This window comes from Pseudocitrobacter sp. 73, assembly GCF_008369545.1.
Taxonomy (GTDB): Bacteria; Pseudomonadota; Gammaproteobacteria; order Enterobacterales; family Enterobacteriaceae; genus Pseudocitrobacter; species Pseudocitrobacter vendiensis.
Genome location: NZ_VTZO01000006.1, coordinates 102927 through 122265 on the forward strand (window position 1 = coordinate 102927; position 19339 = coordinate 122265).

The window sequence follows — 19339 nt, forward strand, 5'->3', positions numbered from 1 at the left end:
CACCTTGTCAATAAGATAAAGGCGTTAATTAGCGGCAAAAAAACGGGTTATTTGGACCATAGAAAATCCCGCGACAGCAAATAATGGCAGCGCTGTCATTTTGTGTTCGTCGCCCGGGAGTCTGCTTTGTTTTTGTACACATTTAACGCCATCTTTCAGGATTTACGAGGTGCGCAATGAGCGCGAACGCCACGACTACGCCGCAAACTAAAACGCTGGAGTGGGTCAGTCGCCTGCGCGCAAACCCGAAAATTCCGTTGATGGTGGCCAGCGCTGCCGCGGTGGCTATCATCGTTGCGCTGGTGCTGTGGGCGAAAAGCCCGGACTACCGCACGCTGTTTAGCAACCTTTCCGATCAGGACGGCGGCGCGATTGTCAGCCAGTTAACGCAGATGAACGTCCCCTACCGCTTTGCGGATAACGGCGGCGCAATCGAAGTTCCTGCGGATAAAGTGCATGAACTTCGCCTGCGTCTGGCGCAGGCCGGTTTGCCAAAAGGCGGCGCGGTCGGTTTTGAATTACTTGACCAAGAGAAGTTCGGCATCAGCCAGTTCAGCGAGCAGGTGAACTATCAGCGTGCGCTGGAGGGCGAGCTGTCGCGTACCATCGAAACCCTGGGGCCTGTGAAGAGCGCCCGCGTCCATTTAGCGATGCCCAAACCGTCGCTGTTCGTGCGTGAACAAAAATCCCCTTCTGCCTCTGTGACCGTCAATCTTGAACCGGGTCGCGCGCTGGACGAAGGACAAATTTCAGCGGTGGTGCATCTGGTCTCCAGTTCCGTCGCCGGGCTACCGCCAGGCAACGTTACGCTGGTCGATCAGAGCGGGCATCTGCTCACACAATCCAATACCAATGCCCGTGACCTGAATGACGCGCAACTGAAATACGCCGCCGACGTAGAAAGCCGTGTGCAACGCCGCATCGAAGCCATTCTGGGGCCCATCGTCGGCAACAGTAATGTGCACGCGCAGGTCACCGCGCAGATCGATTTTGATAATAAAGAGCAAACGGAAGAGCAGTATCGCCCAAACGGGGATGCCAGCCAGGCCGTGCTGCGTTCACGTCAGGTGAATGAGAGCGAGCAAATCGGCAGCCCGTACCCGGGCGGCGTGCCAGGCGCGCTGTCAAACTCCCCTGCGCCCGCGCCGTCAGCACCCATTGCGACACCGCCCGCGACTAACAATACCCGCACCACCAGCACCCAGAGCAGCGGCGGGCCGCGCAACACACAGCGTAACGAAACCAGTAACTACGAAGTGGATCGCACCATTCGCCATACCAAACGCAACGTGGGCGACATTCAGCGCCTTTCCGTGGCGGTGGTGGTGAATTATCGCGCGCTGGCCGACGGTAAAACGCAGGCGCTCAGCGCCGAGCAAATGAAGCAAATTGACGCTCTCACGCGTGAAGCGATGGGCTTTTCCAGCCAGCGCGGCGATACCCTCAATGTGGTCAACTCTCCGTTTACGCAGGCGGAGGAAACCGGCGGTGAATTGCCGTTCTGGCAACAGCAATCGTTTATCGATCAGTTGCTGTCGTTGGGTCGCTGGTTACTGGTGCTGCTGGTCGCCTGGCTGCTGTGGCGCAAAGCCGTTCGTCCGCAATTAATGCGCCGTCAGCAGGAGACGCAGGTCGCCGCCGAGCAGTCGCGCGTCATCCAGGAAACGCAGGACGCGGTGGAAGTGCATCTCAGCAAAGATGAGCAACTCCAGCAACGCCGCGCCAACCAGCGAATGGGCGCGGAAGTTATGAGCCAGCGTATTCGTGAAATGTCTGATAACGATCCGCGCGTTGTCGCGCTGGTCATCCGCCAGTGGATGAATAACGATCATGAGTAAATTAAGCGGTGTAGATAAAAGCGTCATTTTGCTGATGACCATCGGTGAAGATCGCGCCGCCGAGGTGTTTAAACACCTGTCGGCGCGAGAAGTGCAGCAGCTCAGTACCGCTATGGCCAATGTGAAGCAGATCTCCAATAAGCAGCTTACCGAAGTGCTGGCGGAGTTTGAGCAGGAAGCCGAGCAGTACGCCGCGCTGAGCGTCAATGCCAACGAATATCTGCGCTCGGTGCTGGTGAAAGCACTCGGCGAAGAGCGTGCCGCCAGCCTGCTGGAGGACATTCTCGAAACCCGCGAAACCGCCAGCGGCATCGAGACGCTCAACTTTATGGAGCCGCAGAGCGCCGCCGATATTATTCGCGACGAGCATCCGCAAATCATCGCCACCATCCTGGTACATCTCAAACGTGCGCAGGCCGCCGATATTCTGGCACTGTTCGACGAGCGCCTGCGTCACGATGTGATGCTGCGTATCGCCACCTTCGGCGGCGTGCAGCCTGCTGCACTGGCGGAGCTGACTGAAGTGCTCAACGGTCTGCTGGATGGTCAGAATCTTAAGCGCAGCAAAATGGGCGGCGTAAGAACGGCGGCTGAAATTATTAACCTGATGAAAACCCAGCAGGAAGAAGCCGTTATCACCGCCGTGCGCGAATTCGACGGCGAGCTGGCGCAAAAAATTATCGACGAGATGTTCCTGTTCGAAAATCTGGTCGAGGTGGACGATCGCAGCATCCAGCGGCTGTTGCAGGAAGTGGACTCCGAATCGTTACTTATCGCGCTTAAAGGAGCCGAACCGCCGCTGCGCGAGAAGTTCCTGCGCAACATGTCTCAGCGTGCCGCCGATATTCTGCGCGACGATCTCGCCAACCGTGGCCCGGTGCGTCTGTCGCAGGTGGAAAACGAGCAGAAAGCGATTCTGCTGATTGTGCGTCGTCTGGCGGAAACCGGCGAGATGGTGATTGGCAGCGGAGACGACACCTATGTCTGATACCACGCCGTGGAAAGTCTGGCAGCCGGACGATCTCGCCCCGCCCTTAGAAGATGAGATTGTTATTCCTGAGCAGGAAGCGGATGCGCAAGAGATCGCCCTTTCTGAAGAAGCATTGCGTCAGCAGCAACTGGCGCAAATTCAGATGCAGGCTCACGAGCAGGGTTACCAGGCTGGGTTGCAGGAAGGCCGCGCCGCCGGGCAGCAGCAGGGTTATCAGGACGGTCTGGCGCAGGGGCTTGAACAAGGCACAATGCAGGCGCAACAAGCGCAAGCCCCGCTCCATGCCCGCATGCAGCAACTGGTCAGCGAGTTCCAGAATACGCTGGATGCGATGGATAGCGTCATCGCCTCGCGTTTAATGCAGATGGCGCTGGAAGCCGCCCGACAAATCATCGGCGAGACTACATCCATCGACAGTTCTGCGTTGATTAAACAGATTCAGGGATTACTGCAACAGGAACCGTTATTTAGCGGCAAACCGCAGCTACGCGTAAACCCTGACGATCTTCCTCGCGTAGACGCGGTGCTGGGTGCCACCTTAAGCCTGCACGGCTGGCGGCTGCGCGGCGATCCGACGTTACATCCTGGCGGTTGTAAAGTGAGCGCCGATGAAGGTGACCTTGATGCGAGCGTCGCCACCCGCTGGCAGGAACTCTGCCGTCTTGCCGCGCCGGGAGCTTGCTGATGACCGCGCGTCTCACCCGCTGGCTGACAACGCTGGATAACGTCGAAGCGCGCATCGCCCAGCTTCCTACCGTGCGCCGCTATGGTCGCCTGACCCGCGCGACCGGGCTGGTGCTGGAAGCCACGGGTCTGCAACTGCCGCTCGGTGCGACATGCATTATCGAACGTCAGCTTGGTGCAGAAACGCAGGAAGTGGAAAGCGAAGTGGTGGGCTTCAATGGTCAGCGCCTGTTTCTGATGCCGCTGGAAGAAGTAGAAGGTATTTTGCCCGGCGCGCGCGTCTATGCGCGTAATGCCTCCGGCGACGGGTTACAAAGCGGCAAACAATTACCGCTCGGCCCGGCGCTGCTGGGGCGCGTGCTTGACGGCAGCGGCAAACCGCTCGATGGCCTTCCCGCGCCGGAGACCACCGAAACCGGCGCGCTCATTACACCGCCGTTTAACCCGCTCCAGCGAACGCCGATTGAACACGTGCTGGATACCGGCGTGCGGCCCATCAACGCCCTGCTCACCGTCGGTCGCGGGCAGCGTATGGGGCTGTTTGCCGGCTCCGGCGTGGGTAAAAGCGTGCTGCTGGGGATGATGGCGCGCTACACCCAGGCGGATGTGATTGTGGTTGGCCTGATTGGCGAGCGCGGGCGCGAAGTGAAAGATTTTATCGAGAACATTCTCGGCAGCGAAGGCCGGGCCCGTTCAGTGGTGATTGCCGCCCCAGCCGACGTGTCGCCGCTACTGCGCATGCAGGGCGCGGCCTATGCCACCCGCGTGGCGGAAGATTTCCGCGATCGCGGCCTACATGTGCTGCTGATTATGGACTCCCTCACCCGCTACGCGATGGCGCAGCGTGAAATCGCCCTGGCGATTGGCGAGCCGCCCGCCACCAAAGGCTACCCGCCTTCCGTTTTCGCCAAATTGCCCGCGCTGGTTGAACGCGCCGGGAACGGCATCAGCGGTGGCGGTTCAGTCACCGCATTTTATACGGTGCTGACCGAAGGCGACGACCAGCAGGACCCCATCGCCGATTCGGCGCGCGCCATTCTCGACGGGCATATTGTGTTGTCGCGCAGGCTGGCAGAGGCCGGGCACTATCCGGCCATCGATATTGAAGCATCCATCAGCCGCGCGATGACGGCGCTGATAAGCGAACCACACTACGCCCGCGTGCGTCATTTCAAACAGTTGCTCTCCAGCTTTCAGCGCAACCGCGATCTGGTGAGCGTCGGCGCTTACGCCAAAGGCAGCGACCCGATGCTGGACCGCGCCATCGCGCTATGGCCGCAGCTGGAAGCATTTTTGCAGCAGGGCATTCTGGAAAAAGCCGACTGGGAGAGTTCTCTTCAGGGGCTTGAGCAAATTTTCCCGTCAACCTGATGAAGCAGGAGGTACCGCAAGATGGCGCAACAAGGTGCATTGGCCACGCTCAAAGAGCTGGCGGAAAACGAGGTGGATACCGCCGCGCTCAAGCTCGGCGAGATGCGTCGTGGTTTTCAGAAAGTCGAAGAGCAATTGCAGATGCTGATGGATTACCAGCTTGAATATCAAAACAATCTCAACAGCGACATGAGTCAGGGGATTGCCAGCCTGCGCTGGCAAAACTATCAGCAGTTTATTCAGACGCTGGAAAGCGCCATTGAACAGCATCGCCAGCAGTTACAGCAATGGAATAACAAAGTGGAGCAAGCATTGACCTTCTGGCGCGAGAAAAAACAGCGTCTTCAGGCGTGGGAGACGTTGCAGGAGCGCCAGGCCAGCGCCACGCTGCTGGCGGAAAACCGCCTTGACCAGAAAAAGATGGATGAATTTGCCCAGCGCGCCACCTTAAGGAATCGCAATGATTAACCTGCTCACGCTTTTAGCCCCGGACGTCGAGAGCGGCACGCCGGGTATTTCCACGCAGGCGGGCGGCGAGGCGGATTTTCTCAGCCTGCTCAGCGATGCGTTGGGGAGTGAACATACCCAACCGCTTAAAAGCCTGACCGCCGCCCTTTCTCAGGAGCCGGCGGACGCAAAAACCACGGCAAAAACCTCCATTACCGAATGGCTGTTACAGCAGGAGACGGCAAAGATTCCAGTCGAACTGCCGGACGGTACGACAACGGATACGCAGACGCTGCTCAGCCAATTGGCCTCGCATCTGAAAAGCGATGTTCAGAGTACCCAACCGCAGGAGGATAGCGATGACGACGAAACCGTTAGCGACGCATCGCTTGCCGGGATGAGCGCGCTGATGGCCATGCTGCCAACGGTGCAACCTGCACAACCAACGACGGTCACCGCAGGCACTGAGATGCCCACTCTGAACGGTGTATCCGAACGCGGCGGTGATAAATCTTTTGCTCAGCACGCCGCCAGCAACGATACCGCGCAGCCGCTTGCCAACAGTGAACTACCCACCGCAACACAAAGCGCGCCGCAGTTGGCACCGATAGCGCTGAAAGCAGAAGCCGACAGCACGCCAACCGCTGCGGCCCCAACGGCAACGTTCTCCGGGCTGGTCAGTGTCGCCGCACAAACTACGCCTGCATTACCGGCCCCAATCGTACAGGCTCCACTCGGTTCACCGGACTGGCAGCAGAGCATAAGCCAGCACATCACCCTGTTCACACGTCAGGGGCAGCAGACAGCTGAGTTACGTTTGCATCCGGAAGATCTCGGCCAGGTGCATATCTCGCTTAAGCTCGACGATAACCAGGCGCAGATTCAAATGGTGTCGCCGCACAGCCACGTGCGCGCCGCGCTGGAAGCCGCGTTACCGGTACTTCGCGCACAGCTGGCCGATAACGGCATTCAGCTTGGACAAAGCAATATCAGCAGTGAGAGTTTTGCCGGACAGCAGCAACAGCAACATGCTTCGGGCCAGCAGTCGGCCTGGCGTGGCGCGGCATCCGGGGATGACGAGGATGATACGTTGATCGCCCCTGCTGCGTTGCAATCCGCCGCAAGCGGCGATGGCAGAGTCGACATTTTTGCCTAAACGCCAGAGGTAGCGTGATTATTCCCGTCTTTTCCACGCTTTGACCCGCGCGGGAGTCGGGATAATCACACGATAAGCAGTATATGCAACAGGAAGACCGCATCAGATGACCGACACCGCTATCACCAAAAACCGCAAACGCGCCATTTGGCTGCCGCTGCTGATCCTCGTGACGCTCGCCGCCGTAGCGATCGCCGGTTACAGCTACTGGCGGATGCAGCAGCACAATACCACGGAAAGCAAAACCGAGACGCCGCCCCCTGCCGCGCCGGTCTTTTACGCGCTGGATACCTTTACGGTGAATCTCGGCGACGCGGATCGCGTACTTTATCTCGGTATTACGTTGCGTCTGAAAGATGAAGCGACGCGCGCACGGCTGAATGAGTATCTGCCGGAAGTGCGCAGTCGTCTGCTACTGCTACTTTCTCGCCAGGACGCCACGCAGTTGGCGACCGATGCCGGGAAGCAAAAACTGGCCGCCGCCATTAAAGAGACGCTGAGCACGCCACTGATTGCCGGTCATCCAAAGCAGGACGTGACTGACGTTCTCTACACCGCTTTTATTCTGCGATAACCTCATGGGCGATAGCATTCTTTCACAGGCCGAAATCGACGCCCTGCTCAACGGCGACAGCGACAATCGCGATGAACCGCAGGCAGGCGTGGCGGGCGAAAACGACATTCGTCCTTACGATCCCAATACCCAGCGTCGCGTGGTGCGCGAGCGTTTGCAGGCGCTGGAGATCATCAATGAACGCTTTGCGCGTCAGTTCCGCATGGGGCTTTTTAACCTGCTGCGTCGTAGCCCGGATATTACCGTCGGGGCGATTAAAATTCAGCCATATCATGAATTTGCGCGCAATCTTCCCGTGCCGACCAACCTGAACCTGATCCACCTGAAACCGCTACGCGGCACCGGGCTGTTCGTGTTCTCGCCGAGCCTGGTGTTTATCGCCGTGGATAACCTGTTCGGGGGCGACGGTCGTTTTCCGACCAAGGTTGAGGGTCGCGAATTTACCCACACGGAACAGCGCGTCATTAATCGCATGCTGAAACTGGCGCTCGAAGGCTACCGCGATGCGTGGAAAGCGATTAACCCGCTTGAAGTCGAGTATGTGCGCTCCGAGATGCAGGTTAAATTCACCAATATCACCACTTCGCCCAACGACATCGTGGTCAACACGCCATTCCACGTTGAAATCGGCAACCTGACCGGCGAATTCAATATCTGCCTGCCGTTCAGCATGATCGAACCGTTGCGTGAACTGCTGGTAAATCCGCCGCTGGAAAACTCGCGCAGTGAAGATCAAAACTGGCGCGAAAATCTGGTGCGCCAGGTGCAACACTCCGAACTGGAGCTGGTGGCAAACTTTGCCGACATTTCACTGCGACTGTCGCAGATCCTGAAGCTAAAACCCGGAGATGTGCTGCCTATTGATAAACCAGACCGCATCATCGCACACGTCGATGGCGTGCCGGTACTCACCAGCCAGTACGGTACCGTAAAAGGCCAATATGCTTTGCGCGTCGAACACCTGATTAACCCGATTTTGAATTCGTTGAATGAGGAACAGCCCAAATGAGTGATATGAATAACCCGTCCGACGAGAACACCGGCGCAATGGACGATCTGTGGGCTGAAGCGTTGAATGAACAACAATCCACCAGCAGCAAAAGCGCGGCGGATGCCGTGTTCCAGCAACTGGGCGGCGGCGACGTCAGTGGTACGTTGCAGGATATCGATTTGATTATGGATATCCCGGTCAAGCTCACCGTTGAACTGGGCCGCACCCGCATGACCATCAAAGAATTGCTGCGTCTGACGCAGGGTTCCGTGGTCGCACTGGATGGCCTGGCGGGCGAACCGCTGGATATCCTGATTAACGGCTACCTGATTGCCCAGGGCGAAGTGGTGGTGGTGGCGGACAAATATGGCGTGCGCATCACCGACATCATTACGCCGTCCGAGCGCATGCGTCGCCTGAGCCGTTAATCATGAAAAGTCCGACTCACGCCACCGTCACCCACGCGTCTGCGCCCGATGCCTCACCGCTGATTCAGGTGAGCGGCGCGCTGCTCGGTATTATTCTGCTGATCCTCGCGGGGGCGTGGATTGCCAAACGTTTTGGCGTCGGCGGTAATAGTGTGAGATGTCTGCAGGGTCTGAAAGTCAGCGCCAGCGCTTCATTAGGCCAACGCGAACGCGTGGTGGTGGTAAACGTCGAGGATGCACGACTGGTGCTGGGCGTCACTGCCAATCAGGTTACCCTGCTGCACACGCTGCCGCCCGCGCCAGCAGATACTCAAACAACACAGCCTGCTGCCGCCGATTTTTCGTCATTGATGAAAAATGTTCTCAAGCGTTCCAGGAGATCCTGATGCGCCGCATTTTCGTTGTCCTCATCTCCACGCTGTTATTGCTCTCGCCATCTGCCTTTGCGCAGCTGCCGGGGCTGGTCAGCCAGCCATTACCGGGCGGCGGTCAAAGCTGGTCACTGCCGGTTCAGACGCTGGTGTTTATCACCTCGCTGACGTTTATTCCGGCCATTTTGCTGATGATGACCAGTTTTACGCGCATCATTATCGTCTTCGGTCTGCTGCGCAACGCGCTGGGCACCCCCTCTGCGCCACCGAACCAGGTACTGCTGGGGCTGGCACTGTTTCTGACCTTTTTTATTATGTCGCCGGTCATCGATAAGATTTACACCGATGCCTATCAGCCTTTCAGCGAGGACAAAATTACGTTGCAGGAAGCCATGGATAAAGGCTCGCAGCCACTGCGCGAGTTTATGCTGCGTCAAACGCGCGAGGCCGATTTGGCCCTGTTTGCGCGTCTGGCGAACAGTGCGCCCATTGAAGGCCCGGAAGCAGTGCCGCTGCGCATTCTGCTACCGGCCTATGTAACCAGCGAGCTGAAAACCGCCTTCCAGATTGGCTTCACTATTTTTATTCCCTTCCTGATTATCGACCTGGTTATCGCCAGCGTGCTGATGGCACTGGGGATGATGATGGTACCGCCCGCCACAATCGCCCTACCGTTTAAGCTGATGCTGTTCGTGCTTGTCGACGGCTGGCAACTTCTGGTGGGTTCGCTGGCGCAAAGTTTTTACAGTTAACAGGAAAGCGACATGACACCTGAATCCGTGATGATGATGGGCACCGAGGCGATGAAAGTCGCGCTGGCGCTGGCTGCGCCACTGCTGCTGGTGGCGCTGATTACGGGGCTGGTTATCAGTATTTTGCAGGCGGCGACGCAGATTAACGAAATGACGCTCTCATTCATTCCTAAAATCATCGCCGTGTTTATCGCTATCGTGGTCGCCGGACCGTGGATGCTCAACCTGCTGCTTGATTACGTGCGCACTCTGTTCAATAACATTCCGTATATCATCGGCTAATCCTGATGCTCAATATCACCAGCGACCAGTGGGTCCACTGGATAAGCCTCTATTTCTGGCCGCTGCTGCGCGTGCTGGCGCTGATTACTACGGCCCCGATATTGAGTGAACGCACCGTGCCTAAACGCGTCAAACTGGGGCTCGGGCTGGTGATAACCGTGGTTATCGCCCCCGCCATTCCGGTGCCGGATGTCCCGCTTTTTTCACCTGACGCCCTTTGGCTGGCGCTTCAGCAAATCCTGATTGGCATTGCACTGGGATTTACCATGCAATTTGCCTTTGCCGCCGTGCGGACTGCCGGGGAGATTATCGGTCTGCAAATGGGGTTGTCGTTTGCGACCTTTGTCGATCCTGGCAGTAATCTGAATATGCCCGTACTGGCGCGAATTATGGATATGCTCGCCATGCTGTTGTTTTTGGTTTTTAACGGCCATTTATGGCTGATTTCGCTGCTTGTTGATACCTTTCACACCTTGCCCATTGGTGGCGACCCCCTTAACAGCAACGCCTTTCTGGCCCTTTCGCGGGCAGGGGGACTTATCTTCCTCAATGGCCTGATGCTCGCACTGCCGGTCATTACGCTGCTGCTCACCGTTAACCTTGCATTAGGTATGCTTAATCGTATGGCGCCGCAATTGTCCGTATTTGTGATCGGTTTCCCAGTCACATTAACTGTAGGGATATTATTGATGGCGGCGTTAATGCCACTTATTGCGCCTTTTTGCGAACATTTATTTAGCGAAATATTCGATCTTTTAGCGGATATTATCAGCGAGTTACCCCGAGTCAATTATCCCTGAATCCGCTATCGATATTGTAAGGAAATTCCTAAAAGGAAATTTATAAAACATCAACCAGGATATATCTGGCGCGGATTATTTGTTTTTACCCTACTCACATAACATAACATTTACTTTACTTTGAGAAGATTCCTGGCAAATTATACGTAACTTTACGGGATAGTTTAGGCCGCCTGATCGTCTTCGCTTGGTTCTTAGTTTTAATAATTTGCTCAGGCAGTTATGAAGTGTTCAGGCAAGAGGGTTAATTATCGTTACGCATTGAGTGAGGGTATGCCATGTCAACGATTATTATGGATCTATGCAGTTACACCCGGCTAGGATTGATAGGGTACTTGACGAGTCGAGGGGTTAAGAAGCGCGATATTGATAACGTCAGCGACGTTGACGGACTTGCGGCATTATGTAGCACCCGCCGCCCGTCTGTGGTGTTCATTAATGAAGACTGTTTTATCCACGATGCACAGAGCAGTCAGCACATTAAACAAATCATTAATCAACACCCCAGAACGCTGTTTATCGTTTTTATGGCGATTGCAAATATCCATTTTGATGAATATTTAATGGTTAGGAGTAATCTGTTAATTAGCTCCAAATCGATCAAACCAGACACTCTTGATGATATTTTGGGGAATTATCTTAAAAAAGAAACTGACAATGTAAAGCAGATGAACATGTCGACGTTATCGTTAAGTCGAACGGAATCGAGCATGTTACGCATGTGGATGTCGGGACAGGGGACGATTCAGATATCGGATCAAATGAATATTAAGGCCAAGACGGTATCGTCACATAAGGGTAATATCAAGAGGAAAATTAAAACGCATAATAAGCAAGTGATCTATCATGTTGTGCGTCTTGCAGATAATGTCACCTCCGGCATTTACGTGAATATGCGTTAATGTCGACTTACTGGCGGATAACACCGCCAGTCAATTTCATGACGACTCAGTCTACTTTCTCGACGAAAATACCGTCCGGATGGCCATTTTCATTGAAAAACCAAATACCGAGCGGATAATCTTCCAGCGAGACCAGATACATTGTTCCTTCACTGAACTGCTCAATCGCCAGTACCACGCCCGATCGACGTGGGCCGCCATCCGTTTTGACCGTGACACGATCGTTTACCTGCATACGCAATCTCCTCAACATTTCTGCCCAGTGTAGAACAAAATGCCCGCGCTGACAGCGCCTGACTGCATAACTGCTGCTTTCTTCATCAATCACTCATCCGCTCATAAAATGAGCACATTGATAAATGCCGGGTATACTTATTATTGCACGGGCTGTAAGAGGTAGTGATGATGAACAATGCCAAAGCGACCCACGGCGTCAATGTTGATGCGCTGCTGGCAGCAATCAATGAAATCAGCGAAAGCGAAATCCATCGTACCGCTGACGATCCTTATCACGTGAGCGTTGATGGCCGTGAATACCATACCTGGCGAGAACTGGCTGAAGCGTTTGAGCTGGATATTCACGATTTTAGCGTGAACGAAGTCAATCGATGAGGATAGGGATAAAAAAATCCCGACGCTTGAGGAGTCGGGATCAAACTTGCATCTGCAAGAAGTCATCGAAAAATTCGTTACACCAGGAAATCTGATGTGGATGAAACATTATCTGCGTTTATATCCAATGACAAGATTTATTCACCAGACAGAACAATCCACTCACGGACAATGCCTAAGTGCATTACCGCGGGCCCAGCATCCCACGCGGGTTGTCATGCGTTTTATCTCAATTATACCGTTTTATTATTTTGAGATTTTTCTTAATAACCTTTGTGTGCATAAGGAGATCTTATGTTTGATTGGCAACAACCGCTGGTAATCTTCACTGATTTAGATGGCACGCTGCTGGATAACCACACTTATGATTGGCAGCCGGCAGCAGCCTGGCTGATGCGTCTGAAACAGCGGGATGTGCCAGTTGTCTTGTGTAGCAGTAAAACCGCTGCAGAAATGATGCTTATTCAGAAAGAGATTGGACTGGAAGGTCGCGCGTTTATTGCTGAGAACGGGGCAGTTATCCAGCTTGATGCAAAATGGCAGGATGACGAGTCCTGGCCACGCATCATTTGCGGGGCAACACATGCAGATATTCTGGGTGTCCTGCACCATCTTCGCGAACGGGAAGGCTATAAGTTTACCGCGATTTCCGATGTCGACGCGCAGGTGCTCAGCGAGTGGTCTGGTCTGAATGACAAACATGCGGCGCTGGCACGCCTTCAGGAGGCTTCTGAGACGCTTATCTGGCGCGATACAGATGAACGCATGGCCGCATTTTCCGCGACGTTACATCAGCTTGGGCTGCGTTTTATTCAGGGGGCGCGTTTCTGGCACGTGCTGGATGAGCAAAGCGGTAAGGCTCAGGCGGTCAGTTTTCTGCGCCGCAGGATGCTGCAACGGGAAGGTCACAGCCGACTTTCCCTTGGTTTAGGTGACGGCCCTAATGATGCAGACCTGTTGGATAGCACCGATTACGCCGTCGTGGTGAAAAGCCTGAATCGGGAAGGGATTCATTTAAAAAATGACGACCCGCAACGAGTCTACCACACGCAGCGGCAAGGCCCGAGTGGCTGGGACGAGGGCCTCAGCCACTTCCTGGGTGATTAATCTTTGGCGCGCACCTGATTACGTCCACCCTCTTTCGCCAGATAGAGGCGGCGATCGGCCACCGATTGCAAATAGGCAAAATCATAACGTTTCTGCTCATCGTCGCTGGCTGATACCCCGACGGACGCGCTGACGCGAATGGTCTGCCCTTTCGACACCAGTATCTCACGGCGGTTGATACACTCGCGGATACGCTCGGCTATCTCTCGCGCCTGAGCAAGCGTGGCGTTCGGCAGGACAACGCAGAACTCCTCTCCGCCCACACGCCAGGCAATATCCCCTTCGCGTATTTTATTCGCAATCAAGCGGGCAATATGTGCCAGCACGCGGTCACCAGCCTGATGGCCATAGTGATCGTTAATCGATTTAAAATGATCGAGATCGAGTTGCAGAACCGCCAGCGGTTTTCCTGCCTGCCGACACTCTGCCGATGCCGTTGCCGCACGCTCAAACAATGCGCCACGGTTGTATAAACGCGTCAGCGCATCGTACCAGGCGCGCCATTGCAGGGACTCCTGTAATGTGGACATGTTACTCACCATCTGACGAATAACCATCCACGAGAGAATCAGCATACCGGTGAACAGTATCCACAGCAGCGTAAGCGCGATGCTGATACGCCCAAAATCGCCTTTTATCCCCTCTTCCAGGCTGTGAATCCGCAGCAGAACACCATCAAAATTACGCAGCTTTTCCCAGCTGATATAGCGCGTCATTTCGCGAAGACTACCGCGATTATTCTCTTCGTAGGCGCGAGCGAGCTGGGCCTGCACTTCCTGGGTGAGTGGCGTGACATGCGGGTTGGACGAGGCGATCAGGTTCATCCGGCTATCATAAAGCTGATACTCCCCTTCTGTTTCGCCTTCCACGGCACGTAACAAAAACTCGCCCATTTCTCTGACGGAGAGTTGCGCCGCCAGCACACCAAACCAGTAGTGCTGATAGTTCAGCGGTACAGATGCGGTAACCATCTGCGCTTCATGCTGTTTATCGCTGGAAAACGTCGTGTACCAGCGCACGCCACGTCCGGGATTTTCACGTTCAGACTGCTGTATGAACCACGGGCTGGTCACCAGTTCATAAAACTGCTCGGTAATATTACGGGTCACGGGCTCGCTGCTCAGGAAGAATCCGGCCCGCGACACGTAAAGCATGCGCGGTGAAAAGCGCGAAAGATGTTGCCCGGTAATAGAAGAAAGACGCAGTAAATAGCCCAGCTCTAACGCCGCGGTGAACTCGTTTGCGACCAATGGGTTATCGCGCGATAAGAAATCAGATTGCTCGACAAACGCATCCGACACACCATTGAGCGGCAACGTACGGCGGTTTTCCAGCGCGATATGCCAGTCTGGCTCATGGCGTTTGCGGGAGAATTCCGCTTCCGCATTACGCAAAACTTCAAACGCCAGCGGCGCCTGCAGCGCGGCCTGCATGCCATGACGAAAAAAAAGCAGTCGATCGACGTTGAATTGCAGCTGCCCATCCATCTCACGGGCAACGTTTTCCAGATTATTGCGCTGGCTGGAGATATAAGCCTCCTCCAGTACCACCGTTTCGCGCCACGTCAGAATCGTTGAACACAGCAGAACAATACAAAAGCAGAGGTTTACCACTCTACCGGGTCTGGAGTGCTGGCTAAGTTTTCTCAACCAACCGGGGGATTTTTCGGGGGCTACGGGATGCACAAAGGCTCCCGGCAAAACTCCTGATGAAAAGACAACGTACTCACTCCTGAACGGAAAAACGGCCTTGAATTCATGATGTACAAACAATCTTAGTATCGAGTCACACACGCATCATTGCCTGATGCGCTACGCTTATCAGGCCTACAAGATTTCTGCAATATATTGGATTCGCAAAAAATTATAGGCCGGATAAGACGTTTGGCTAGGCTTTCTCCTGCGCGCTATCGCCACCAGGCATGAGCTCATCTTCATGGAAGGCCTCACGCTTGACGCCAAAACCGTCATACCAGCGACATTCAACCATCCCACTGGCATAACCCGTCACAACCATACGCTGACCACCATTTTTAGACTGAACTTCATCACTGACCAAAAAGACCATAGTTGCCTCCGGTATCAGGGTGAAACAGTTTCACATTAGTCGATCGCCAGCGGATTTGCGTAATAGGTGCGCACTTTTTAGCCTTCACGCTGACGAAGGCGATTGATGCCATTTACGACCGCAACCACGACAGCGCCGATAATAAATCCGAGCACCAGATTCGCAAGCATCGGGAGTAACATCGCGACGACGGCGCCCTGCTGTGTGGCGAAGCCTTCAATCGCGTGATGTAACGGCGCAACACCGTGAACCACAATCCCACCGCCAACCAAAAACATCGCCAGCGTACCGACCACTGATAGAATTTTCATCAACCAGGGTGCAACAAAAAGTAAACCTTTCCCGACCCCTTGTGCCAGCGCGCTCTTTTTCTCTGCCAGCCAGTAGCCCATATCGTCCAGTTTAACGATGATGCCCACCAGCCCATAAACGCCGACGGTGACCAGCACGGCAATACCTGACAGAATCAAAACCTGGTTCAGTAGCGGGGCTTCTGCCACGATGCCAAGGGTAATCGCGACGATTTCTGCGGAGAGAATAAAATCGGTACGGACAGCGCCTTTTACTTTATCGCGTTCGTAAACCATCGGGTCCTGATTGGCGATAGCGTCTAATCGCTGCTGACGCGCGGCATCATCCTCTTTGTGCTTACGCGCATGCAGCGTATGCACCACTTTCTCCACCCCTTCGAAGCACAGGAACGCCCCGCCTATCATTAACAACGGGGTCACCGCCCAGGGAATAAACGCGCTGATCAACAGGGCCAGCGGTACGAGGATCACTTTATTCAGCAGTGAACCCTTCGCCACGCTCCAGACCACCGGAAGTTCACGATTTGCGCGCACGCCGGAAACCTGCTGTGCATTCAGCGATAAATCATCGCCCAGCACGCCCGCCGTCTTTTTCGCCGCCAGCTTTCCCATCATGGAGATATCATCCAGCAGCGTGGCAATATCATCCAGTAAGGTTAATAAACTACTTCCCGCCACAATCTATTCCTTTCATTATTTTGTTTATTAATCACACAGTATGGAACAAATATACGGGTTACACATACCATACATTTTGCATACATAAATTCAACATTTCACTGCAAATAAAAGCACTCGCAGAGAATCATTTTGCCGCTTACTATATCCCGCCTTGGTGTTTTCCCGTGAGAAATTATGCGTATCAAACAGCTGTTACCGCTTATCGGTGCATTATTTGCGCTCTACATTATCTGGGGTTCGACCTACTTCGCCATCAGCATCGGCGTTGCCAGTTGGCCACCGCTAATGATGGCGGGCGTGCGTTTTCTTTCGGCGGGAGTGTTGCTGCTGAGCTATCTGCTGTTAACCGGTCATCGCCTGCCCGCCTGGCGTCCGTTACTGAACGCCGCGTTAATTGGCGTACTGCTGCTTTCAGTGGGTAATGGTCTGGTCACCGTCGCCGAACACCAGAATGTGCCTTCCGGTATTGCTGCCGTGATGGTCGCGACGGTGCCGCTGTTTACACTCTGCTTCAGCCGCTTTTTTGGTATCGCGACGCGTAAACTCGAATGGTTGGGTATCGCCATCGGTCTGGCCGGGATTATTCTGCTGAACAGCGGCGGCAACCTCAGCGGTAACCCGTGGGGCGCGGTTTTGATTTTGATTGGTTCGATGAGCTGGGCTTTCGGTTCTGTCTACGGTTCACGCATCGAACTGCCCGTCGGTATGATGGCAGGGGCGGTTGAAATGCTGGCAGCAGGTATCGTACTGATGAGCGCTTCTCTTCTGACGGGTGAACGTCTGACCACAATGCCGGATACCTCTGGCTTTCTGGCGGTAGCGTATCTGGCGGTGTTCGGCTCCATCATCGCCATTAATGCCTATATGTTTTTGATCCGCAACGTGTCGCCTGCGGTCGCCACCAGCTACGCCTATGTTAACCCGGTGGTAGCGGTACTGCTGGGTACCGGGTTTAACGGTGAACATTTATCGGGCGTCGAGTGGCTGGCGCTGGTGATTATTATCGCCGCCGTGGTGCTGGTGACATTAGGGAAGTATCTGGTCGGCGCGAAAAGCAGCGTTACATCGTGTCAGGTAGAGAAGTAATCGCCAGTTGCGACATCCCCTGAGTGCCGATCTGCGCGCTGCCCTCGCCGCCGCAGATCCACTCTTCCAGCCGTTCCTTCAGGTCGTTATCCGCCAGTTTTTCACGCCCGCGCAGGGCGCATTCCCAGATAATCAATACCCGCCAGCCCAACTGATGCAGCCGGGCAACATCGCGCCTGTCGCGCGCCACATTGCTGGCGATTTTTGTCAGCCAGAATTCCGTACGCGTGGCGGGGACCTTAAACAAGTAGCAGTCGTGATGATGCCAGAAACAGCCATGGGTAAAGATGATGCAGCGGTAATCGTCCATCGCGAAGTCGGGCCGCCCCGGCAGGGTTTTATCCTGTGCCGTCCAGGCGAAGCCGCACTCGGTAAGCAAGGTGGCGACGCGTTTTTCTATCGCCGTGTCGCGCGTACCGATCGCCCGCATGTTTTTACTGCGGGTGGCTTTATCGTGAACGTCCGCCATTTTTCTCTCGCATCGCAACGGCCTGCAAAATGCGCGAACGCAGCAGACGCGCCACGGCGGCAAAAACCGGCACCACCACGGAATTACCAAACTGGCGATACGCCTGGGTATCAGAAACCGGAATACGGAACTGATGGCTATGGGGTTGTTCAAAGCCCATCAGGCGCGCGCATTCCCGTGGCGTTAAGCGGCGTGGGCGATGCCTCTGGTTTTGCGGATCGTCGAAATCTTTCTCCCCCAGCGCTTTATCCCAACCGCGATCGATAAGGATCTCCGCACCGTCTTTGTAATAGCGCGCAGAGAGCGTACGCGCCACGCAGCCCGGACGCGTCGGGTCAACCATGCCGTAACCAAAACCGTTGCCTTTTGCCTGGTGCTTACGCGCGTAGCGGTAAAGATATTTCCACAGTACGGGGGTCAGAATGAATTTTTCATCCACTGTCGGGTCCAGCAGTTCGCCAAACTCTGGCCGCCGCGCCGGGTAGTAATTCGGAATATCGCGCAGGGTAAATCCTTTGTGCAGACCAAGAGAGCGTCGGAAACCCACCAGCACGATACGCTCGCGGTGCTGCGGTAAAAAGTGCTGCCCGTCGATAATTTTCGGGTCATCCGCGCCCATATCCGTTGCATCAGAGACTTCGTACCCCAGTTCATCGAGGGTTTGCATTATGATGCGGAAAGTTTTACCGCCGTCGTGGCTTTTGAGATTTTTGACGTTCTCCAGCACAAAGATAGGCGGACGGCGCGCGTCGATGATGCGCACCACATCAAAAAACAGTGTGCCCTGCGTATCGCAGGCAAAACCGTGCGCGCGGCCCAGCGCATTTTTCTTGGAAACGCCCGCCAGTGAAAACGGCTGGCACGGGAAGCCCGCGAGCAAAACATCGTGCTGGGGGATGTGTTGACGAATATTCTCCTGGGCTTCACTGTCGCTCACATCCGTGTGATGACTTAAGGTGATATCACGGATGTCGGCATTGAACTGATGCTCGCTCGGATCGCAGAACCAATTTGCTTTATAGGTACGCACCGCATGTTTGTTCCATTCACTGGTAAACACGCACTTCCCGCCTATGGCCTCAAACCCGTGGCGAATGCCGCCGATGCCAGCAAACAGATCAACAAAACGAAATGCGTAATCTGGATGATGTGCAGGAGGTTTGGGCAATAAAGCCGCCAACTGAGCCATCTCGTTTTCACTCAATCGCGTATTGGCACGCGCCAGCGTCACCACCCGTTTAACGATGGCCGGGCTCCAGTGCTGCTCGCCTACCGCATTCAGCTGCGCCACGACGGTTTTGAGATCGTATATTTCCAGCACATGTTCAAGCAGTGCCTGGGCATCGGTTTCAACCGCCTGATGCGGGGCCTCGCTCAGTGACTCACTCTGTTGCATAGATTCAACCAGACCAGACAAAT

The 19339-nt window shown here is 54.9% G+C and carries 23 protein-coding genes; 17 read left to right on the forward strand and 6 right to left on the reverse strand.

Features of this window, described 5'->3' with window-relative positions:
• The first annotated feature begins 176 nt into the window (after positions 1–176).
• The 14 genes from fliF (at position 177) to rcsA (ending at position 11587) form a co-directional block, all read left to right on the forward strand.
• Positions 177–1838 carry a flagellar basal-body MS-ring/collar protein FliF gene (gene fliF, locus F0Q32_RS05445; protein ID WP_149462254.1) on the forward strand — a complete coding sequence of 554 codons (1662 nt, stop codon included), beginning with the start codon at positions 177–179 and terminating at the stop codon, positions 1836–1838.
• A complete protein-coding gene (gene fliG, locus F0Q32_RS05450; RefSeq protein ID WP_015963948.1) occupies positions 1831–2826 on the forward strand; it encodes a flagellar motor switch protein FliG in 996 nt (331 codons plus the stop codon). The genes fliF and fliG overlap by 8 nt, the downstream gene beginning before the upstream one ends.
• The gene (gene fliH / locus F0Q32_RS05455) at positions 2819–3514 is read left to right on the forward strand and encodes a flagellar assembly protein FliH (protein WP_149462255.1); all 696 of its coding nucleotides are present in this window, start codon (positions 2819–2821) and stop codon (positions 3512–3514) included. The genes fliG and fliH overlap by 8 nt, the downstream gene beginning before the upstream one ends.
• A complete protein-coding gene (gene fliI / locus F0Q32_RS05460; protein WP_149462256.1) occupies positions 3514–4884 on the forward strand; it encodes a flagellar protein export ATPase FliI in 1371 nt (456 codons plus the stop codon). Before fliH ends, fliI begins: the two co-directional genes overlap by 1 nt.
• 21 nt (positions 4885–4905) lie before the next feature.
• On the forward strand, positions 4906–5352 hold the full coding sequence (gene fliJ, locus F0Q32_RS05465; protein WP_149462257.1) for a flagellar export protein FliJ: 447 nt from the start codon (positions 4906–4908) through the stop codon (positions 5350–5352).
• Entirely contained in the window at positions 5345–6487 is a 1143-nt protein-coding gene (locus tag F0Q32_RS05470; RefSeq protein ID WP_149462258.1) for a flagellar hook-length control protein FliK, read from the forward strand. Before fliJ ends, F0Q32_RS05470 begins: the two co-directional genes overlap by 8 nt.
• A gap of 106 nt (positions 6488–6593) precedes the next feature.
• The gene (gene fliL / locus F0Q32_RS05475; protein ID WP_149462259.1) at positions 6594–7061 is read left to right on the forward strand and encodes a flagellar basal body-associated protein FliL; all 468 of its coding nucleotides are present in this window, start codon (positions 6594–6596) and stop codon (positions 7059–7061) included.
• Positions 7062–7065: 4 nt separating this feature from the next.
• Positions 7066–8070 (forward strand): flagellar motor switch protein FliM, encoded by a 1005-nt coding sequence (fliM, locus tag F0Q32_RS05480; RefSeq protein ID WP_149462260.1) that lies wholly within the window; start codon positions 7066–7068, stop codon positions 8068–8070.
• Positions 8067–8480 carry a flagellar motor switch protein FliN gene (gene fliN, locus F0Q32_RS05485; RefSeq protein WP_149462261.1) on the forward strand — a complete coding sequence of 138 codons (414 nt, stop codon included), beginning with the start codon at positions 8067–8069 and terminating at the stop codon, positions 8478–8480. Before fliM ends, fliN begins: the two co-directional genes overlap by 4 nt.
• A 2-nt stretch (positions 8481–8482) precedes the next feature.
• Entirely contained in the window at positions 8483–8866 is a 384-nt protein-coding gene (gene fliO, locus F0Q32_RS05490) for a flagellar biosynthetic protein FliO (protein ID WP_149462262.1), read from the forward strand.
• The gene (gene fliP, locus F0Q32_RS05495) at positions 8866–9603 is read left to right on the forward strand and encodes a flagellar type III secretion system pore protein FliP (RefSeq protein ID WP_149462263.1); all 738 of its coding nucleotides are present in this window, start codon (positions 8866–8868) and stop codon (positions 9601–9603) included. The genes fliO and fliP overlap by 1 nt, the downstream gene beginning before the upstream one ends.
• A 12-nt stretch (positions 9604–9615) precedes the next feature.
• Positions 9616–9885, forward strand: coding sequence for a flagellar biosynthesis protein FliQ (fliQ, locus tag F0Q32_RS05500; protein ID WP_007371488.1), 270 nt, complete (start codon positions 9616–9618; stop codon positions 9883–9885).
• A gap of 5 nt (positions 9886–9890) precedes the next feature.
• Complete coding sequence (fliR, locus tag F0Q32_RS05505) at positions 9891–10685, forward strand: flagellar biosynthetic protein FliR (protein WP_149462264.1); 795 nt, start codon at positions 9891–9893, stop codon at positions 10683–10685.
• Between the two features lie 278 nt (positions 10686–10963).
• Positions 10964–11587, forward strand: coding sequence for a transcriptional regulator RcsA (gene rcsA, locus F0Q32_RS05510; RefSeq protein ID WP_149462265.1), 624 nt, complete (start codon positions 10964–10966; stop codon positions 11585–11587).
• 46 nt (positions 11588–11633) lie between these two features.
• On the opposite strand, the gene dsrB is transcribed toward rcsA, so the two are convergent.
• Positions 11634–11822 carry a protein DsrB gene (gene dsrB / locus F0Q32_RS05515; protein ID WP_112296194.1) on the reverse strand — a complete coding sequence of 63 codons (189 nt, stop codon included), beginning with the start codon at positions 11820–11822 and terminating at the stop codon, positions 11634–11636.
• A 167-nt stretch (positions 11823–11989) separates the two neighbouring features.
• Between dsrB and F0Q32_RS05520 the strand changes: the two genes are divergently transcribed.
• Together F0Q32_RS05520 and F0Q32_RS05525 are read left to right on the forward strand one after the other, a co-directional pair.
• Positions 11990–12199, forward strand: a complete 210-nt coding sequence (locus F0Q32_RS05520) for a YodD family protein (protein WP_149462267.1) — start codon at positions 11990–11992, stop codon at positions 12197–12199.
• Between the two features lie 294 nt (positions 12200–12493).
• The gene (locus F0Q32_RS05525) at positions 12494–13306 is read left to right on the forward strand and encodes a mannosyl-3-phosphoglycerate phosphatase-related protein (RefSeq protein ID WP_149462268.1); all 813 of its coding nucleotides are present in this window, start codon (positions 12494–12496) and stop codon (positions 13304–13306) included.
• On the opposite strand, the gene dgcQ is transcribed toward F0Q32_RS05525, so the two are convergent.
• The 3 genes from dgcQ to F0Q32_RS05540 form a co-directional block, all read right to left on the reverse strand.
• Positions 13303–14991: a cellulose biosynthesis regulator diguanylate cyclase DgcQ gene (dgcQ, locus tag F0Q32_RS05530; RefSeq protein WP_149462269.1), complete on the reverse strand. Its 1689-nt coding sequence runs from the start codon at positions 14989–14991 to the stop codon at positions 13303–13305. The genes F0Q32_RS05525 and dgcQ overlap by 4 nt on opposite strands.
• Positions 14992–15193: 202 nt before the next feature.
• Positions 15194–15373 (reverse strand): YodC family protein, encoded by a 180-nt coding sequence (locus F0Q32_RS05535; RefSeq protein ID WP_149462270.1) that lies wholly within the window; start codon positions 15371–15373, stop codon positions 15194–15196.
• 77 nt (positions 15374–15450) lie between these two features.
• A complete protein-coding gene (locus tag F0Q32_RS05540) occupies positions 15451–16362 on the reverse strand; it encodes a DUF808 family protein (protein WP_149462271.1) in 912 nt (303 codons plus the stop codon).
• A 177-nt stretch (positions 16363–16539) separates the two neighbouring features.
• Here F0Q32_RS05540 and yedA point away from each other — a divergent pair, with 177 nt between their 5' ends.
• Positions 16540–17451, forward strand: a complete 912-nt coding sequence (gene yedA, locus F0Q32_RS05545) for a drug/metabolite exporter YedA (RefSeq protein ID WP_149462272.1) — start codon at positions 16540–16542, stop codon at positions 17449–17451.
• Here yedA and F0Q32_RS05550 read toward each other — a convergent pair.
• Together F0Q32_RS05550 and F0Q32_RS05555 are read right to left on the reverse strand one after the other, a co-directional pair.
• Complete coding sequence (locus tag F0Q32_RS05550) at positions 17426–17920, reverse strand: very short patch repair endonuclease (RefSeq protein WP_149462273.1); 495 nt, start codon at positions 17918–17920, stop codon at positions 17426–17428. The genes yedA and F0Q32_RS05550 overlap by 26 nt on opposite strands.
• Positions 17901–19316, reverse strand: a complete 1416-nt coding sequence (locus F0Q32_RS05555) for a DNA cytosine methyltransferase (protein WP_149462274.1) — start codon at positions 19314–19316, stop codon at positions 17901–17903. The genes F0Q32_RS05550 and F0Q32_RS05555 overlap by 20 nt, the downstream gene beginning before the upstream one ends.
• Positions 19317–19339 lie beyond the last annotated feature (23 nt).

What these genes read in the sequence shown, in the direction of transcription:
- fliF (WP_149462254.1), top strand. Translation starts at nt 177, where the DNA reads ATGAGCGCGAACGCCACGACTACGCCGCAAACTAAAACGCTGGAGTGG.
- fliG (WP_015963948.1), top strand. Translation starts at nt 1,831, where the DNA reads ATGAGTAAATTAAGCGGTGTAGATAAAAGCGTCATTTTGCTGATGACC.
- fliH (WP_149462255.1), top strand. Translation starts at nt 2,819, where the DNA reads ATGTCTGATACCACGCCGTGGAAAGTCTGGCAGCCGGACGATCTCGCC.
- fliI (WP_149462256.1), top strand. Translation starts at nt 3,514, where the DNA reads ATGACCGCGCGTCTCACCCGCTGGCTGACAACGCTGGATAACGTCGAA.
- fliJ (WP_149462257.1), top strand. Translation starts at nt 4,906, where the DNA reads ATGGCGCAACAAGGTGCATTGGCCACGCTCAAAGAGCTGGCGGAAAAC.
- F0Q32_RS05470 (WP_149462258.1), top strand. Translation starts at nt 5,345, where the DNA reads ATGATTAACCTGCTCACGCTTTTAGCCCCGGACGTCGAGAGCGGCACG.
- fliL (WP_149462259.1), top strand. Translation starts at nt 6,594, where the DNA reads ATGACCGACACCGCTATCACCAAAAACCGCAAACGCGCCATTTGGCTG.
- fliM (WP_149462260.1), top strand. Translation starts at nt 7,066, where the DNA reads ATGGGCGATAGCATTCTTTCACAGGCCGAAATCGACGCCCTGCTCAAC.
- fliN (WP_149462261.1), top strand. Translation starts at nt 8,067, where the DNA reads ATGAGTGATATGAATAACCCGTCCGACGAGAACACCGGCGCAATGGAC.
- fliO (WP_149462262.1), top strand. Translation starts at nt 8,483, where the DNA reads ATGAAAAGTCCGACTCACGCCACCGTCACCCACGCGTCTGCGCCCGAT.
- fliP (WP_149462263.1), top strand. Translation starts at nt 8,866, where the DNA reads ATGCGCCGCATTTTCGTTGTCCTCATCTCCACGCTGTTATTGCTCTCG.
- fliQ (WP_007371488.1), top strand. Translation starts at nt 9,616, where the DNA reads ATGACACCTGAATCCGTGATGATGATGGGCACCGAGGCGATGAAAGTC.
- fliR (WP_149462264.1), top strand. Translation starts at nt 9,891, where the DNA reads ATGCTCAATATCACCAGCGACCAGTGGGTCCACTGGATAAGCCTCTAT.
- rcsA (WP_149462265.1), top strand. Translation starts at nt 10,964, where the DNA reads ATGTCAACGATTATTATGGATCTATGCAGTTACACCCGGCTAGGATTG.
- dsrB (WP_112296194.1), bottom strand. Translation starts at nt 11,822, where the DNA reads ATGCAGGTAAACGATCGTGTCACGGTCAAAACGGATGGCGGCCCACGT.
- F0Q32_RS05520 (WP_149462267.1), top strand. Translation starts at nt 11,990, where the DNA reads ATGATGAACAATGCCAAAGCGACCCACGGCGTCAATGTTGATGCGCTG.
- F0Q32_RS05525 (WP_149462268.1), top strand. Translation starts at nt 12,494, where the DNA reads ATGTTTGATTGGCAACAACCGCTGGTAATCTTCACTGATTTAGATGGC.
- F0Q32_RS05535 (WP_149462270.1), bottom strand. Translation starts at nt 15,373, where the DNA reads ATGGTCTTTTTGGTCAGTGATGAAGTTCAGTCTAAAAATGGTGGTCAG.
- yedA (WP_149462272.1), top strand. Translation starts at nt 16,540, where the DNA reads ATGCGTATCAAACAGCTGTTACCGCTTATCGGTGCATTATTTGCGCTC.
- F0Q32_RS05550 (WP_149462273.1), bottom strand. Translation starts at nt 17,920, where the DNA reads ATGGCGGACGTTCACGATAAAGCCACCCGCAGTAAAAACATGCGGGCG.
- F0Q32_RS05555 (WP_149462274.1), bottom strand. Translation starts at nt 19,316, where the DNA reads ATGCAACAGAGTGAGTCACTGAGCGAGGCCCCGCATCAGGCGGTTGAA.